This is a genomic window from Pseudomonas sp. TE3910 (assembly GCF_056279025.1).
This window is the reverse complement of record NZ_JBWBQN010000001.1, coordinates 993,014-1,009,313: the sequence shown is the minus strand read 5'-3', so window position 1 is coordinate 1,009,313 and position 16,300 is coordinate 993,014. Positions and strand designations below refer to the sequence as shown.

13 protein-coding genes are annotated in these 16,300 nt (G+C 60.2%); 7 read left to right on the top strand and 6 right to left on the bottom strand.

Going from position 1 to position 16,300, the window contains the following annotated elements; translation table 11 throughout:
- Positions 1-9: 9 nt before the first annotated feature.
- From fhuB to ACZ9H3_RS04535, 3 genes are all read right to left on the bottom strand, one after another.
- Positions 10-1,989, bottom strand: a complete 1,980-nt coding sequence (fhuB, locus tag ACZ9H3_RS04545; protein WP_476219852.1) for a Fe(3+)-hydroxamate ABC transporter permease FhuB — start codon at positions 1,987-1,989, stop codon at positions 10-12.
- Complete coding sequence (locus ACZ9H3_RS04540; RefSeq protein ID WP_476219850.1) at positions 1,986-2,852, bottom strand: ABC transporter substrate-binding protein; 867 nt, start codon at positions 2,850-2,852, stop codon at positions 1,986-1,988. Before ACZ9H3_RS04540 ends, fhuB begins: the two co-directional genes overlap by 4 nt.
- A gap of 61 nt (positions 2,853-2,913) precedes the next feature.
- On the bottom strand, positions 2,914-3,681 hold the full coding sequence (locus ACZ9H3_RS04535) for an ATP-binding cassette domain-containing protein (RefSeq protein WP_476219848.1): 768 nt from the start codon (positions 3,679-3,681) through the stop codon (positions 2,914-2,916).
- A 234-nt stretch (positions 3,682-3,915) separates the two neighbouring features.
- Here ACZ9H3_RS04535 and ACZ9H3_RS04530 point away from each other — a divergent pair, with 234 nt between their 5' ends.
- Complete coding sequence (locus tag ACZ9H3_RS04530; RefSeq protein WP_330522533.1) at positions 3,916-4,500, top strand: hypothetical protein; 585 nt, start codon at positions 3,916-3,918, stop codon at positions 4,498-4,500.
- A gap of 35 nt (positions 4,501-4,535) precedes the next feature.
- Positions 4,536-5,942: a tetratricopeptide repeat protein gene (locus tag ACZ9H3_RS04525; protein ID WP_476219846.1), complete on the top strand. Its 1,407-nt coding sequence runs from the start codon at positions 4,536-4,538 to the stop codon at positions 5,940-5,942.
- A gap of 83 nt (positions 5,943-6,025) precedes the next feature.
- Here the strand turns inward: ACZ9H3_RS04525 and ACZ9H3_RS04520 are convergent, their stop codons facing one another.
- From ACZ9H3_RS04520 to ACZ9H3_RS04510, 3 genes are all read right to left on the bottom strand, one after another.
- Complete coding sequence (locus tag ACZ9H3_RS04520) at positions 6,026-6,784, bottom strand: hypothetical protein (RefSeq protein WP_476219844.1); 759 nt, start codon at positions 6,782-6,784, stop codon at positions 6,026-6,028.
- A gap of 193 nt (positions 6,785-6,977) precedes the next feature.
- Positions 6,978-10,382, bottom strand: coding sequence for a hypothetical protein (locus ACZ9H3_RS04515; protein ID WP_476219842.1), 3,405 nt, complete (start codon positions 10,380-10,382; stop codon positions 6,978-6,980).
- Positions 10,383-10,463: 81 nt separating this feature from the next.
- Positions 10,464-10,790, bottom strand: a complete 327-nt coding sequence (locus ACZ9H3_RS04510) for a hypothetical protein (protein ID WP_065761036.1) — start codon at positions 10,788-10,790, stop codon at positions 10,464-10,466.
- A gap of 309 nt (positions 10,791-11,099) precedes the next feature.
- Here ACZ9H3_RS04510 and ACZ9H3_RS04505 point away from each other — a divergent pair, with 309 nt between their 5' ends.
- The 5 genes from ACZ9H3_RS04505 to ACZ9H3_RS04485 are packed head-to-tail and all read left to right on the top strand — an operon-like array spanning position 11,100 to position 16,249.
- The gene (locus tag ACZ9H3_RS04505) at positions 11,100-12,017 is read left to right on the top strand and encodes a universal stress protein (protein ID WP_476219840.1); all 918 of its coding nucleotides are present in this window, start codon (positions 11,100-11,102) and stop codon (positions 12,015-12,017) included.
- Positions 12,014-12,733, top strand: a complete 720-nt coding sequence (locus ACZ9H3_RS04500) for an ABC transporter ATP-binding protein (protein ID WP_476219838.1) — start codon at positions 12,014-12,016, stop codon at positions 12,731-12,733. Before ACZ9H3_RS04505 ends, ACZ9H3_RS04500 begins: the two co-directional genes overlap by 4 nt.
- Positions 12,730-13,617, top strand: a complete 888-nt coding sequence (locus ACZ9H3_RS04495) for an efflux RND transporter periplasmic adaptor subunit (RefSeq protein WP_476219836.1) — start codon at positions 12,730-12,732, stop codon at positions 13,615-13,617. The genes ACZ9H3_RS04500 and ACZ9H3_RS04495 overlap by 4 nt, the downstream gene beginning before the upstream one ends.
- A complete protein-coding gene (locus ACZ9H3_RS04490; protein ID WP_476219834.1) occupies positions 13,617-15,110 on the top strand; it encodes an efflux transporter outer membrane subunit in 1,494 nt (497 codons plus the stop codon). Before ACZ9H3_RS04495 ends, ACZ9H3_RS04490 begins: the two co-directional genes overlap by 1 nt.
- Positions 15,107-16,249: an ABC transporter permease gene (locus tag ACZ9H3_RS04485; RefSeq protein ID WP_454241580.1), complete on the top strand. Its 1,143-nt coding sequence runs from the start codon at positions 15,107-15,109 to the stop codon at positions 16,247-16,249. The genes ACZ9H3_RS04490 and ACZ9H3_RS04485 overlap by 4 nt, the downstream gene beginning before the upstream one ends.
- Positions 16,250-16,300 lie beyond the last annotated feature (51 nt).

The following is a 16,300-nucleotide window of genomic DNA, read 5'->3' as shown; positions in this document are numbered from 1 at the left end:
GCCGACGGCTCAGCGCCGCCACAACTGCAGCATCAGGTAAGGCCCTGCGATCAGCGCCGCCAGCAAACCGGCGGGCATCTGGTAAGGGTAGAGCACATTGCGCCCCAGCCAGTCCGCCGCGACCATCACCAAGGCACCCAGCAGAATGGCGCCCATCAGTTGTGCCCGTGCCCGCACCAGCCCGAGCATACGGGTCAAGTGCGGAGCCAGCAGGCCAATGAAGCTCAAGGGGCCAATGACCACCGTGGCGCAGGCTGTCATCAACGCACTCAAGCCCAGTAATGCCAGACGGCTGCCACGAAGGCTGACACCGAAGCCTCGGGTTGCGGCCTCACCCAGTGGCAGAATGTCCAGCCAGCGATGAAGCATCAGGCACAGCCCGCCGAACAGCATCAACATCCCCCCAAGCAGCCACGCCGTCTGCTCATTGGCGCGGTAGGTGGAGCCTGCCATCCAGTTGAGCATGTGTTGTGCGCGTGAGTCGCCGTTGGCCAGGAGTATTTGCAGCAGGGCATCGAACAACGCACCGACGGCGATGCCCACCAGCAACAGTTGGGTTGGTGAGAAGTTGTCACGTCGGCTCAAGGCCAGCAACGCGGCGAAGGTGAGCACGGCGCCTGCGGTACTGGCCCCGACCAGCGTACCGTTGCTGGCAGCGGGCAGTGCGATCAAGGCGAGCAACATGCCCATGGCTGCCCCTGAACTGATGCCGAGCAGTTCCGGGCTTGCCAGTGGGTTACCGGTGAGGCGTTGGATCAGGCAACCCGCCAGAGCCAGCAAGGCTCCGCAGCCCAGTGCGGCGAACACCCGTGGCGTGCGCCATTCCAGCAACGCCTGAAGCATCGGGCCGTGGCTCCAGGTCCAGCCTTGCGGGCCATCGCCCACGGCCAGCGCTACCATCACCGTGGCGACCAGCAACAGTGCCAGGCCCGACAACAGTACGCGGTTTGAATACCGGGGGCGGCTGCTGTGGGCGCTAGAGTGCGGCGCATCGCCGCGCAAGCGCAAGCCTTGTACCAGCCAGATCAACAGTGGGGCACCCACCAGCGCCGTCGCTGCGCCGGTGGGCAGGAAGCCGCTGTCAAAGCCTTCCAGGCTTTGCACCAACAGATCGGTGAGCCATAGCAGCAGCGCACCGAGCACCGGTGACCACAATAGTCGATCCTTCAGCCGGCGCGCACCGAGCATGCTGCACAGGCTGGGGGCAGTAAGGCCAATAAAACCGATCATGCCGACGCTGGCCACCACGCAGCCGCTGAGCCACAGGGCCAGCACCAAGGCAATCACACGGCTGCCATTGAGTGAAAGGCCCAGTGCGCGGGCGCCGGAATCTTCCAGGCCAAGCAGGGTCAGCGGACGAATCAGCAGCAGCACACCCAGGGCCGGCAGCAGCCGTGGCAGCAAAAACGCTACTTGCTGCCAGTCCTGTTGCACGAGTGAGCCGGCTCCCCAGATGAACAGTGGCCCCAGTTCCTGGCCGTGGATGATCATCAACCCGGCATTGACCGCACCGAAGTACAACGACACAAGAATGCCGCCCAAGATCAGTGCCAACGGGCTGAAGGCTCTGCGCCAGGCCAGGGCGAACACCAGCAGCAGCGCCACCGCGCCGCCGGCCAGCGCCAGCCATTCGCGGCCATGGACGAGCAGCCCGGGTGCCCACAGGGTGGCAATGCTCAACGCCAGTTGCGCGCCTGAAGCAATGCCAAGGGTGGCAGGCTCGGCCAATGGGTTGCGTAACGCTTGCTGCAGTATGCAGCCGGTCAGCGCCAGGGTTGCTCCACACAACCAGGCCATGGCCATTCGCGGCAGCCAACTGTAATGCACCAGCAGTTGGTCGAGTTGTTCTGTCTGGGGGGCGCTGACGGCTTGCCACCACAGGCCAGGGGGCAGGTGCGTGGCAAGGTTGCCGGTTGCCAGGGCAAGTGCTGCGAGTAGCATCAGGGTCAGTAGCGGTGCGGGGTGGCGATTGATGTAACGCAGGATCATGGCTGGGCGCTCGGGGCAAAACGCTGCTTTAGCAGCAGGGCGAGGCGCTCGGCACTGCTGACGCCGCCGTAGGGCCATACGGCAGGAAGGCTGTCGACGCGCTGCTCACGCACGGCGCTCAGGGCTTTCCAGATGGGGTTGCGATTCAGCGCAGCGGCGTCCGGCAACGGCTCGAACAGGACCAGGCGTGCATCGGACGGGGTGGCAAGTGCCGCCAAGGTAATGGTCGCAAACCCCCAGGAACTGGTGGGGCCGTGCCAGGCGTTACGTAAACCGAGCTCATCGAGCACCGCCTGGTAAAGGCCTTGCCCACCGTTGACGCGCAAGTGCCGCTCATCAAGAAAGGTGACCAGGTACAAGGGTTCCAGGGCTTGCCCGGCGAGCGCGGCCCGGGCTTCGGCGAAGTGATTGTCGACTCGCTTGAGCAGTGCATCCGCCTGCGCTTGGTGATCGAGCATGCGCCCAAGCAGCGTTGTGATCTGCCGCGAGCGTTGCAACGGCTGGCCACTGTCATCGAACGTGGCCAGGAGCATGGTCGGCGCCACCGCGTTCAACAGCGGCAGGATCGAGGCGTACTCGGGTGTTGCCAGGATCAGGTCCGGGCGCAACTGGCTCATGGCTTCCAGATTAGGTTCGCGACGAGCCCCCACATCGGCCACGCTGGTCGGTAACGCCGGGGTCGATACCCAGCGGCGATAACCGTCTGGTTCGCCGACCCCTACGGGAGTGACGCCGATGGCCAGCAGTTGCTCCACAAGCCCCCAGTCGAGCACGATGACCCGGCGTGGTGGTTGCTTGAAGGTGACGGGACCAAAATCATCGTTCCAGGTCACAGGCTGTGCGAAGGCGGCAGGTAGCAACACAGAGAGCACAATCGTTAGAGCGGCACGCAGCGCGATGGCAGGCAACAGGATGCTCTCCGGGTCAGTAGACGAAGCTGATGGGCGAGCCGCCTTGAGGGTGGGGCAGCACGCCCATGGCGATGCCGTAGATGTTTTCCAGGGTGTCGCTGCGCATGAGTTCGGCAGGGCAGCCTTCAGCCATCAGGCGCCCCTGATGCAGGGCGAGCAGATGGTCGCAATAGCGTGCAGCCATGTTGACGTCGTGGAGCACCACCAGCACGCCGAGCCCTAACTGAACGCTCAGGTTCTTGACCAGCGCGAGCACTTCCACCTGATGGGCGATATCCAGGGCCGAGGTGGGTTCATCCAGGAGCAGGTAGCGGCTGTTTTGCGCAAGCAGCATCGCCAGCCAGACACGTTGACGTTCGCCGCCGGACAAATGGTCGACCATGCGCTCGGCAAAGACGAGCGTGTGGGTGAGCTCCAGGGCGCGTTGTACCTGCTCGCGATCCTCTTTGCCAAAACGCCCCAGGGCGCCGTGCCACGGGTAGCGGCCAAGGCTGACGAGCTCACGCACGGTGAGGTTGTCGGCAGGTGGCAGTTGCTGCGGCAGGTAAGCGACCTGTCGCGCGAATTCACGGTTCTGCCAGCCTGACAGGGGGTTGCCGTCCAGCGTGATCTGCCCTTCGGTTGGCAGTTGCTGACGGGCCAGCAGCTTGATCAATGTCGACTTCCCCGAGCCGTTATGCCCGATCAGGCCGACCATGCGGCCGTGGGGGATTCTCAGGTTCAGCGGGTGCAGCAGGGTTCGTCCGGGAACACTGAAGCTGACCGATTGCAGTTCAAACATCGTGTTTTCGCAATAGCCCCGGCAGTCAGGGCGCGTGAAGTAGGGCTGCTGACATTAACACTAATAGTAATGCTTATCAATTATTGGTCTTCTCATCGAACACCTGCTCGTGAGCAGTCGCCGCGACCACAGCCCTGACGCAGGGCGCAGAAAGAGGCGGAACTGGCCGCTGGATAATCGTCAGCTATGCTCTTGTACGAACAATTTCCTACCCATGGCTACAAGGACGTGCACATGAACGCAGAACAGGACAGTCGGGTCATAACCGGTATTATCCGTGCCTATGGCGGCTCATCCTACAAGATGACCAGAACCTATACCCCGGCAGTAACAAGCGCTGGCCTCTATATTCTCTATTTCGTCACGTCGACCGCGGACGGCGCGTGCTTCCCGGTCTATTGCGGTTATACATCCCGCACGCTGGAGACTCGCCTCAAGGAGCACACTCAGCCCGGTGGCCAGATCAGCAAAATGAGGACGCCAGGCGGGATAGTGACTACCTCCGGGGTTCCGATCGCCACGGCCGACGGCGAGGTTTATGTCGGGTTTATCAGATGCACCGGCATGCTGGCGAAACTCATAGAAAGCAGCTTTCTGTTCAACTATGACTTTGTGCTCAATGCTTCTGAAAATGGTCAGCGAAGGGCGCTCGATGTTACTGAGGTTCAAGAGTCCAGTTGGGCCGCGCTTGACGACACCCATACCGCCAGGGAGCAAATACACGCGTGGAATGACGCAGTAGAAAGCACCGTCAACGAAGCGATAGACGATGCCAGGCAACTGAGCTTGTATCTGGAGCAGTTTCGAGGGTTTGTCTAGCATTGGCGTCACAAACACCTCGCTATGGCACAGCGGTGGGTACTGGTCGGGCTGCGCATGAGCAGCCTGCAGCCGGTGACGGGCTCGCACAGATCGAAGAGGGGCACCGGCTGTGCCTCTCTCGTCGCTACGAGGATGCCGAGGTCTGTTTCAGGGCTGTTGCGAAACAGCAGCCAGACTGGCCTATGGCTCATAACAACCTGGGCTGGGTTCTGCAGGCGCAAGGCAGGAATGAAGAAGCTTTGGCCAGCTACAAGACGGCTTTGCAACGTGACCCCGGGTTTGAACTGGCGCGTGCGAACCTTGCCTACCTGCTCGCCCATTTGTATGTCCACATTGGCAAGTTCGACGAAGCAAGGGCAATGTGGCGGGTGCTGGTCGAGCGCTACCCGCATGACCCGGAAATACTGGACAACCTGATCAGCACGGCATTGAAGGCCAACGATCTCGTCGATGCGGGCTACTGGGCGACCCGGTATGCCGCAGTCACCCGGGCCAGTGTTTATCACCCGATGCCAGCCCATCCGCCCCTGGTAACGATACCCGAGCCAAGGTTATCGAAGGGCAAGCTGCAGCATGACCTAGAACAGTACCGGTATTTGCGCAGTCACGGCCTGCTGGGCGAGGTCTTCGATGGCATCATCGACTGCTATGGCCAGGCGGTTCAGTGTTTTGACGAAAACGACGCTGCGTTGAGGCAGCGCGTGGGTGACGCTGTGCACATGAAGAGCACTTACGGGCGCATCGTTCATCATTATCCGGCGGCGAGGCTGCCTGAAAACGCGTTGTCGCGCACTGGGGTAAACCTGGACGCTGAGAAGGCCTATCTGGCAAGCACGCTGGGTATCGTGGTAATCGATGATTTCCTGACGCCGAAAGCACTCTCGGAGTTGCAGACGTTCTGCCTGGAATCCACCGTCTGGCATGCCAACAGGTATGCCTATGACCGCCTGGGCGCGTTCTTCAGGGACGGCTTCAATTGCCCGTTGTTGTTGCAGATTGCCGAAGAGATCCAGCAGGCATTCCCGAATGTGATTGGTCGCCGGCATCCGCTGTTGCAGATGTGGGGGTTCAAGTACCGGCATGACCAACCTGCAACGCACCCTCATGCGGATTTTGCAGCGGTGAACGTGAACTTCTGGATTACGCCAGATGAGGCGAATCTGGACCAGGCGTCTGGTGGGCTGCTGATCTATGACGTGGAAGCACCAATGGATTGGGATTTCGAGGCCTACAACCGACAAGGGGACAGGATCTCGGCCTTTTTGAGAGACGCAGGTGCGAAGCCTGTGGTCATACCGTATCGCTGTAACCGGGCAATCATCTTCAACTCGGACCTGTTTCATGCGACGGCGCCGATCAGATTCCGACCGGGTTATGCTGACAAAAGAGTCAACATAACCTTGCTCTATGGCGAGCGGGAACGCTCAGGCACAGAATGACCGCACAGGCTCCCGATCAGCCCACTCGGGTGTTTGCCAGACAGCCGCCCGATTATCTGCAACGGCTGCCTGGTGGCTGTGTACTAGCTGGGTTGGGTAACGATATGTACCTCTAGTGTCCCGTGGTTATCCTTCAGCCCAGCGCCATAGATCCCATTGACGTCATCATTGATACACAGGTGCATCTGCCCGGACTGCCCGACCGGTGCCTGGCCCAGGGTGCCTACCAGGAAAGGCGCATTGTCGCCAATCCTGGCGACCAACGCACCTTCCGGTGCACCGGGCAGGGTATACCCGGGTTTGGCGATGAATGCGCGGTTGCCAGCGGGGCCCACCATGCCGGTTGCGGGGTTGGCGGTCCATGAGCCCTGTGCGCTGATTTGTGTGTCCTGGCGACCTGTGACATGCAACCCGGTGGCTTGCCAGGGCTGATTGGATTGCACCGAGACTGTGATGGGGTAAAGCACATTCACGGCATCGGCTGCGGTGTTCGCATCGAACCCGGCGCCGGTCAGGGCGCTTAACATCACTGCTGCCGGCGTGTCTGGAAAAACCTCGGCGGCAAGGATGACGTTGCCAATGTCGAGGGCCGACAGTGCGGGGTAGCTTTCATGCAGGATCATGGCCAGTTCTGCAGGGTTCAGTGGCACGAATACCTGGGTCAGGGCGCGTGCCACGGCTTCACTGCTGGCGATGATCGCCTCATGGGGCACTACCAACGCAACCGAACCGTCGCCCGCCGATGCTTGCGACAGCAGGGCATTCACCGCCTGAAGCGGGCTCATGCCCTGCTGCTTCAAGGGGGCCAAGAGGCTGACTATGTGTTGTACGTCCATCATCATGGTGACGCTCCTTTGTAGTGATAATGCAGGTCGTGCGTTTGTACAGGGCGGTCGAATGCCACCCGACCTTGGGGCGATCAGCACACTTTGCGTGACCGCATGCTCTTTGCCTCAGTGATAAGCACTCACTAGCGCGACGGACATCTCCAGAGGCGACAGGGCAGGGAAGGCCGCCTTCAATCCGCTTGACGTGTCATCGGCCAGATACCCGGCTTGCGCCATGGCGCTTGCCATCTCCTTGGCGGTCAGGACAGGGTACGCCTTGATCAGGGCCTGAGCGCAATCCGTGCCAGGGGCTCCCTGACGGCGCATATCCCGCGCGATTTGAACCGGGTCCGGATAGGCCCGGGTCAACGCCGCCGCCAACGCAGCCGGCGGTGTGTCTGGCCAGGCGCGGAGCAGTCCTTTGCTGGTGTCGGCGGCTGCATAACCGGCTTGGGCCATGGCGCTGGCCAGGGTGTCCAGGCTCAGGTTCGGGAACGCGTCTAGCAGCAATTGGCCGCATCGCCCCCCCTCGACTGCTTCGGCGATAAGGGCCTTGGCCATGTCGGCGGCGCTCGAAAACGCTGTGATCGTAACGTTTACCGCGTTCGAAGGTGCCCCGGCAATGACATTCAACTGACCCGCAACGGGTAGCGCCTGCACGGCCAATTGGTAGACGAGCGACGTTCCAGGGGCACCCTTGAGCGTCAGTAACGCAATCAGGTTGTCGCCCTGGGTGCTCGCGTTCAGTAGGCTGACCTGGAGGGCGCTGTCTGCGTCGGTGATCAGCGCTTGATAGCCGGAGGCACCGGTGACTGGCTGCCAACGAAGGGTCGCGGTGACGCCTGTGCTTGTTGCCTGAAGGTTCTCCGGCGTGCCGAGGCGAGTCAGCACCAGAGCCTCGGTCGGCAGGCTGGGCACCGTGGCAGAGTTGCCGTGGGCGACAAGGGTGAAGCTGAAGTCGCCAGCCGGCGCGACCGTATCGAACAACACATTGCAGCGAGTGGGCGGCGCCTGCCCCGGCGTCGTCGGCTGGAGCGTTTGATCCGGGCGTCCAGGTGCTGCCTGCATGGGTACTGGAAAGCACGTATGACAGGGCATTCTGCACAGCCGTCCAGGTCAAGGTTACGCCGGTGTTCGGGGGCGTGAGGCTGCCGTCGGGATGAGCGGCCAGGTCCGCGGGTGTCGGCAGGCGCTGAAACGGCGCCTCAACCCAGGCGCTGGCGGATGACGCATTGGTGCCCTGCACCTGGGCCTTGTAGGTGCCGGTAGGCCAACTGGAGGCGAACTCGAAAGTGGTCTGGCGTGCCTCGATGGCCAGCCCGGGCTGGTCGAGCAGAACTTTTGCGGCACTGTCGAGCAGTTGCGCATGGTAGCCACTGTTACCCTGGCCTCCGCCCCACGTCAGTGTCACTACCGTGTTGTTGATATTGACGGCGGGATGGGTAGGAGCACTCTGAGTGCCAGTGCCAGTGCCGGTACCAGTACCGTTCAGGATCGCCACGACAGCCGTTACCGTACCGGCTACGGCGGCGGCAGCACCCGCCGCACCGGCGGCAGCGGCTTCGGCAGCCGCCAGTGCCGCTGCTGCGGTGCTCGCTACTGCGTCGGCGGCCGCACCTTCGATCAGATGTTGGCACGCCAGTGTGGCAGCGTAGGAGGCGGCCGCCTTGCCGGCTGTCAGGGCGATCAGCGTGGCAATGGCTTCGCTGTTTTTGAGTAGCCCCTGCACGAACGACTCTGCCGCTTGTTCAAGCGCTTTATCGATGTAAGCGCCTAGTTCAGAGAGCTTGGCAGTGTTGGGCAGGGGGATCGAAACGATGCCGGGAAAGGGGATCGCCACAGCAGTGAGGGAGGTGTCGGCGATCGAAAGGGTGTAATTGCCGTCAAGTTGCAAGCTTACGCCGTTACTCTGCGTACTGAACGACACGCTGATGGTGAAGCTGGACTTGAGCAGCGTATTGAAAGCGAAATCTGCCAGTTGGCCGCAGCCTGGCTTGCCTTCACTTGACAGCTTCTGCAGGGTCTTGATGAAGTCGATGGCCTTGGTCAGGTATTCAAAGTTTGGCCAGTGGGTAATCTGGAACCCGCCATCCTTGCTGTAGCGCACCCCCAATGACGTGTTCTTGGGCAGGAAGGGGGCGTAATCGGAGAGGGCGGTGAGCGTTCCATCGATCTGCAGGTTGCCGCTTTGGTTCTTGCTTGCCGCCACGGTGATATCGACGCCAAATGACGCTTGCATGAACCACAGACTGCCGGCGAACCCCATGGACGCTTTATCGCCGACCGTGGAAATGTACAGCGTCGGCCCGCCTGTGGCGCTGGTCGCCTTCGGTGCAGCGATGGTCAGAATATAGATGTCGATGGGTTTGGTCAGGGCAATGGACGCGGTGATGCCATCCTTGGCAATCTGAATATTACCGATCACTTCGAGGGTGCTGACGAGCGTCAGGTCAAAAACAGCCTGAATATTGAAACCGGGCAGGTACGGAATGCTGCTGGCCGGTGGTGCGACGGGCACCACGCCTGTCCCTCCCGACGCCGGGCAGGCGAACGTATTCAGGCTCAGCGGCGCGGAGCCTGCGGTTGCGCAGTAATAGAGTTGGCTGCCGGCCTTGAAGGTGATGTCTATCAGCGAGGTGGGCGGCTGCTTGATACCCAGGCACTGTCTGAACAGATCGCCGATTGATAGGGTCTGGTCGACCTTGACGCTTGCCACCTGAGGCGTGCCGTTTTGCAGGTAGATCTGCCCGGTGAGTTGAGCCGATCCCACCTTCACCGAACCTTGCACCTGAAAATGCTTCTGTGCCGAGGCATCGCCATACTGGACATAGGCGCCGAACACAAGGTTTGAGAACGAGATGCCGGTCATGGCCCCCCCGAACAGCGAGGGTATCGTGGCATCAAGTTGCGCCGCCTGCAGGCAGGCCGTTACGGTTTTCTTTGCGTCATCGGAAATCAGCGCACCGGAGAAGGCATAGTCGTTGCTGAACACCGTCACGGTCAGGTTTCCGCTGATGCTCAGTCGCCTGGCCGTGGTGAACTGGTAGCCCACCTTGATGTTCTCGAAACCGAACATGCCGAACAACTTGAAGTTCGGCAGGGCCACCTCATAGACGGCCTGCTTTACGGCAGAGCCTGCAGATGTGCCGCTGGCCAATAGTGCGGACAGCGAGAGCGTGTCTCCGGCGCCTGCTGAGGTGTCATAACCGATCTGGATCAAGCTGTCGAACAACTCGATGTCCTTGAGTCGCACCGTGAGCCAGAAGCCACAGGTGCTGTCCATGGACAGAGTCGTTTCAGCCACGCTCATGGGGACCGGCGTCTGAGGGAATACATTGAGCAGCGTCGTACCGCTCGGTGGCGCGCCATCGCCAAAATGGCTGAAGGTGAAAAAGCCGGCATCCTGCACCAGGATCTTTCCTGTGGGCAGTTGCGTGTCGAACGCATCATTCAATAACGAGAAAACGTCGAGCCCGGTGCCGCCAGGAGTTGCCAGATCGGCGTAGATCAGACTGTATTGCCGCGATAAGTCCAGTTCGCAGGTGCTTTGGCTATTGAATTTTCCACCAAAAATTTCTGACCAGCCGAACTGGGCCGAGATGCGGATATCCATGGGCGAAGGGCCCTCCCGCAGACGATAGGCTTCGATGCGGCGAGGTGGTCAGGAACACCCCGTCGCACACTCGAGCGCTGCTTAGCTGAAGGTATGCTTCTCGCGGTTGTAGGTGCCTTCCGACACGACAACATTCAGGTCTTGAACCACATCACTGCCGATGGCACCGGAAATCACATCCATGGGCGGTGAAACGGCAACGAACACCTGGTTGGTACTGCCTACGGCGACCTCGAGCAGTGTCTGCGGAGCCGGTGCTTTACCTCCATCGGGCGTCGGAGCCTGCGAGATCACGCTGAACTGGAAAGGTGCGTCCTTGGTGGGGGCGGAACTCGGGATGTTGAGGGACGCGGTGTAGGTTTTGCTGTCGATGTTGAAGACAGCATTGACGATAGCGCTGATTGCCATATGAGAACTCCATTCTGCACTGACTGGCTATTGCGGGATGTGTGAAAGACAAGACTCCTGAAACACGAGCGATGGCGCGTTGAAACTGTAGTTCGAGATTATTCGACGGGCAAATTCAGTCGTTAAAAAAGCGATTTCCAGGCCTTTGGCGCGGCGCCCCCGTGACCTGCCCACTGCATTCCCCCTTCGAAACGGACTTCAACGTAAACGACTTGCCTCGAACTGATAAAAATCAAGTCGTCCGCGCCCGAAGCGCTCAACCTTGAGTGGTCGTTCTCGCATTGAAATGGCCCCGCGCCGAGGTGCCTCATGTCCCAGACCCAGCGTTTGCTCCTGATTGCCTCGTCATCAATGACCCGTACGCCTGCGTTTGAACGCGCAACGGCCTTGGCTCAGGCGATGCAACTACCTTTGCATATCGTGGCATTCGATTACCTCGAAGCCTTGGCGGTGGCCGGTTTTTTTGCCCCCGAGCAAATCCGGCAAGCCCGTGACGGCTACCTGGAGAGCCATCGGCAATGGCTTGAGGAGCAAGCCGCGCAGGCGAGAAAGCACCGGATCGAGGTGACCAGTGAGGTGGTCTGGGTTCAAGACCCCTATGAGGAAATCCTGCACTTCGTCAATGAGATGCCCTTGGCGCTGATCATCAAGGATGCCCAGGAGGAGTCGGTGTTGAAACGGATCTTCTTTACGCCACTGGATTGGCGGTTGTTGCGCGATTGTCCGGCGCCCGTGCATCTGGTCACCAATGCCCTCCACCCAAGGCCGCGCAACGTGCTGGCGATCGTCGATGTATTACGCAGTGAAGCGCAGGACCTGGTTTTCAACGACCAGATCATCGCCGCAGCCGTGAAGCTGGCCGAACAATGCAACGCACAGCTCGACCTGGTCCATGTGTATGACTGGGCCGCGGTGTATGCCATGGATATGGGGGGCGGCGCATTGCCGCTGGCCACCGGTATCTGCGAAGCGTTGTCAGAGGCCCAGCACGAAGCGTTTTCGGCCCTGATCGAACGCAATGGCGTTCCAGCGGATCGCTGCCACTTTATCGAGGGCACACCCTTGCCGAGTATCTGTGCGTTTGCAGTTGATCATCAGACTGACGTGATCGTCATGGGAACGGTGCAGCACAGCGGTTTGAACAAACGCTTGGGCAGCACTGCCGAGTACCTGCTGCATCAGGCTCCGTGCAGTGTTCTGGCGATAAAGCCAAGTGAGTGCCCATGAGTTCAGATCAAACGGCTGCGGCCCCGCATCCAGCGATCGTCTCGCGCGGCCTGACCAAATGGTTCGGGGAGGGCGACGCACGGATGAAAGCGGTCGACCAGGTCTCGCTGGTTGCTCAGTTTGGCGAAATGGTATTCATCGTCGGCCCATCCGGTAGCGGCAAGACCACGCTCCTGAGCATGATCTCGGGCATCCTGAGGCCTGACGCCGGAACCGTGCATATCAATGGATGTGATATCTGGGCCTTGAACAATGATCAATTGGCAGCGTTACGCCTCAATAGCATTGGGTTCGTGTTTCAGGACTACCATCTTTTTGCGCGCTTGACCGCTGCCGAGAACGTCGCGATTCCTTTGATTCTCAAGCATTGTGACTGGGACGCGGCCATCTCGCAGGCGAAGCAGAGCCTGGAAGTGGTAGGCCTGAAGGACCGTGGTGATGTGCTGCCGCTCAAGCTCTCCGGCGGCGAACAACAGCGTGTGGCGATTGCCCGTGCGATCATCGGCAGCCCGCAGATACTGATTCTCGATGAGCCCACTGCCTCTCTTGATGGCGACACGGGCAAGATGATCATTGCCTTTGTAAAGTCTAAGATCCTCAACAAGCAGCGTTGCATCCTGATCGTCACTCACGATGTGCGGATCAACGAGTACGCCGACCGAATCATCCACATGGAGGACGGCCGTATCAGCGAACCTGACTGGACTTCATCATGAAGAACCGGGTGCTGTTTGTGCTGGCGATCATCGGCGTACTGGCCGGCCTGGTTGCTGCGTATCTGTTCGGGCGTACGCCCCATGCCTTGCCGCCAGCCTTCGCCCCGGCGAGTAGCCCCTATGAAACCGCCATTTATGCCAATGGCATCATCGAAAGCGAGCAGTCCGGTGGCTCCAACATCGTGATTTATCCGCAGGTTTCCGGGCCGGTCACTCACGTCTTGGTGCACGAGGGGCAGGTGGTCACCCGCGGCATGCCTTTGGTGAGCATCGATGATGCAGTGCCCAGGGCAAACGTTGAATTGGCCCAGGCCAACCTGCGAACCGCCCAGGATCAGTACCTCAAGCGCGTGGCTTCATACCAGATTGATCCCAAGTCCATCAGCAAAGACACGCTGGACACTGCAAAAAATAACGCTGCTCAGGCACAGGCTGCGCTCAAGGCCTCGCAGGCATCGCTGGCGCAGTACGCGATCATGGCGCCGGTGGATGGCGTGGTGCTGGCTATCAATACCACGGTGGGCAGTTATGTATCGCCTCAGGGCGCTTATGATCCGTACACCCAGCAATTCAGTCCGCTGCTGGTGATGGGGGCTGAACAGACGCACCTGGCGGTACGCTGCTATGTGGACGAGATCCTGATTACCCGCTTGCCCGCGCCTGAACATATCCAGGCACAGATGCTGATTCATGGCTCGGACATCAAGGTGCCGCTGGAATTTGTCCGTGTACAGCCGTATGTGTCGCCGAAAATCCAGTTGTCCAATCAGCGGCAGGAGAAAGTCGACCTCAGGGTGTTGCCGGTGCTTTTCCGGTTCGAGAAAAAAGACCTCCCGATGGTGTATCCGGGGCAGTTGGTGGATGTCTTCATAGGGCACAAATGATGGACCTGTTCAGCGTCTATCGACCTTCGTGGCCACAGGCCCGGGCGCTGTCCATGCTCGTGCTGATGTTGATGAGTGCCTGCACGGTAGGCCCTGATTTTTCACGCCCGGCAGCGCCGCCGCAGACCGCCTATGTGCGTAATCCGGTAGCGGCCACCCTCCCTGCGCAGGGCCAGACGCAACATTTTTCGCCGGGTGCTGACGTTGCGTTCGACTGGTGGCGACTGTTCAAGTCTGACGCTCTGAACTCGGTGGTCCGCCAGGCAATCGCCAACAACCAGACCCTGCAGGCTGCCGAGGCCAGCCTGCGGCAAAGCCAGAATACACTCATGGCCGGTCATGGCGTTTTCTATCCGCAGCTTGATGCGCGTGCTGGTGCGACCCGTGAGCGTAGTTCTCCGGTACAGCCAGGGCTGAACAGTGCAGGGTCGACGTTCAATGTTGTCACCCTGAGTGGAACGATCAGCTATACGCTCGATATCTTTGGGGGCGCGCGCCGCACCGTGGAGGGGCTGCAGGCAGAAGTCGACCACCAAACCTGGTTGACCCGCGCGGCCTACCTCGCCCTGACCGCCAATGTCGTCAATACAGCCATTGCACGGGCGGGCTATGCAGCACAACTGCGCACAACCGAGCAGTTGATCGGGCTGCAAAAGCAACAGTTACAGACCATTGAGGTGCAGGTACGTAGCGGTACGGCGCCTTATTCGGACAGCCTCAGCCTACGCAGCCTGATTGCCACGAACGAGGCTTTACTGCCGGCACTTGAGCAGAAAATCAGCCAGTCCGAACATCTGTTGGCCACCCTCGAAGGCGTCGCGCCGACGGAGGTGCGCGTCCCCGTGATCGAACTGACAGCGCTTTCACTGCCCACCGATTTGCCGGTCAGCCTGCCTTCGCAACTGGTGAGGCAGCGACCGGATATCTTGTCCGCTGAAGCGCAGCTACACCGCGCCAGTGCCAACATCGGCGTAGCAACGGCGGCGATGTTTCCCAGTTTCAGCCTGACCGGGACCTATGGGACGGCAGGCTCGAGCCTGGGCTCACTGTTTTCGGGTGCCGGGAGGTTCTGGAGCATCGGCCCCTCGATCGACATCCCGTTGTTTCAGGGGGGGAGCCTGTGGTTTGGTCGTCAAGCCGCGATTGATGCTTATCAGCAAGCGGCGGCGAATTACCGACAGACCGTGCTTGAGTCTTTCGCCCAGGTGGCCGATGCCCTCAAGGCGTTGGAGTTCGATGCGCAGGTCCTTCTGAAACAGGCGCAGGCGCAGGCCAGCGCTGAGGAGGCGCTGCGCTTGCTGCAAGCCAACTACCGATCCGGCCTGGTGACTTATCTGGACCTGCTGGTGGCCGACGTCCAGCTTCAGCAGATCAATATTGCCTATCTGCAAGCACTGGCTCAGCGGCACCAGGACACCGTCGGGCTGTTCGCCGCGCTTGGGGGCGGCTGGTGGAATGCACCCCCAAGCGCCGATAGCAGGCAAATGCCATGAAGTACTCAGGCATCCTGAAAATCGGCTTCAAACTGCTGGTGAACGACAAGGCCAAGTTTTCGGCTTTGCTGGTCGGGATTACGTTCTCGGTGTTCCTGATGATGCAGATGACTGCAATGTTCGCCGGCATTCTGAACCGCGCCTACTCGACGGTGACCAATATCGGTGCAGCGATGTGGATCATGGACCCGGCCGTGAATACGCCGACCAGTGTCATTCCGCTGCCGGATTACCTGCTCGATGCTGTACGCAGCATGGAGCAGGTGCGCTATGCAGTGCCTGTATTCATTGGCGGGGCGCAAGTCAGGTTAGCCAGTGGCACCTATCAAGCGGTGAGTGTGGTGGGCCTGGACGACACCAGCCTGTTCGGTCGCCCAGAGCTTGAACAGGGGGCTATCGAAGACATCTACGCTGACAACGCATTTATCGTCGTTCGCGATACTGAATATTCGAAACTGGAGAGCCCCGGGATCGGCACCGCCTTCGAGCTCAATGACCACCGCGGCACCATCGTCGGCATCGCCAAGGTGCTGACCAGCGGATTGACCGGTGTACCGACGCTCTACACCACCTACCGACGCGCCATCGAATACATCCCGACCACCCGCTTTACGGTGTCTTACATTCTGCTGGAGCCCAGGAACGAGGCCGCACAAGCCGCCATCAAACTGCAGGTTGCCCAGTTGGGTTATCTCGCCTTGACCAGGGAAGAGTTCAATCAGCGCATCACCGAGTACTACATTTATCAGACCGGGGTTGGCACCAACATACTGACGATGACCATCATCAGTTTCCTGGTCGGGCTATCCATCTCGGGGCAAACGTTTTACACCTTCATTCTGGAAAACCTGGACAAGTTTGCAGCCCTCAAGGCTATTGGCGCCAAAGGCCGCGAGCTGATCTACATGATCCTCTTCATGGCGACCTTCACAGCCCTCACGGGGTACGGTCTAGGTGTCGGCCTGGTCACGTTGATGATCGTCACGGTACGCACCTATCTGCCCAATTATGCCGCGATCATCACATTCTGGAACCTGGGGTTGGCCTTCGGCCTGGTGCTGCTGATTGCCGCAGCCTCCAGTTATGTCGGGATACGCAAGGTGCTCAGAATCGAGCCGTTCGACATTTTCAGGGGGTGAATTTGAACCGACATTCAGGCGATGTCTGATGTATATCAATGACAGGGTGGC

Bases quoted from the DNA above. Each gene is read 5' to 3' on its own strand.
- ACZ9H3_RS04520 (WP_476219844.1), bottom strand. From the start codon at position 6,784: ATGATGATGGACGTACAACACATAGTCAGCCTCTTGGCCCCCTTGAAG.
- ACZ9H3_RS04490 (WP_476219834.1), top strand. From the start codon at position 13,617: ATGGACCTGTTCAGCGTCTATCGACCTTCGTGGCCACAGGCCCGGGCG.
- ACZ9H3_RS04535 (WP_476219848.1), bottom strand. From the start codon at position 3,681: ATGTTTGAACTGCAATCGGTCAGCTTCAGTGTTCCCGGACGAACCCTG.
- ACZ9H3_RS04495 (WP_476219836.1), top strand. From the start codon at position 12,730: ATGAAGAACCGGGTGCTGTTTGTGCTGGCGATCATCGGCGTACTGGCC.
- ACZ9H3_RS04505 (WP_476219840.1), top strand. From the start codon at position 11,100: ATGTCCCAGACCCAGCGTTTGCTCCTGATTGCCTCGTCATCAATGACC.
- ACZ9H3_RS04530 (WP_330522533.1), top strand. From the start codon at position 3,916: ATGAACGCAGAACAGGACAGTCGGGTCATAACCGGTATTATCCGTGCC.
- ACZ9H3_RS04515 (WP_476219842.1), bottom strand. From the start codon at position 10,382: ATGGATATCCGCATCTCGGCCCAGTTCGGCTGGTCAGAAATTTTTGGT.
- ACZ9H3_RS04500 (WP_476219838.1), top strand. From the start codon at position 12,014: ATGAGTTCAGATCAAACGGCTGCGGCCCCGCATCCAGCGATCGTCTCG.
- ACZ9H3_RS04485 (WP_454241580.1), top strand. From the start codon at position 15,107: ATGAAGTACTCAGGCATCCTGAAAATCGGCTTCAAACTGCTGGTGAAC.
- fhuB (WP_476219852.1), bottom strand. From the start codon at position 1,989: ATGATCCTGCGTTACATCAATCGCCACCCCGCACCGCTACTGACCCTG.
- ACZ9H3_RS04510 (WP_065761036.1), bottom strand. From the start codon at position 10,790: ATGGCAATCAGCGCTATCGTCAATGCTGTCTTCAACATCGACAGCAAA.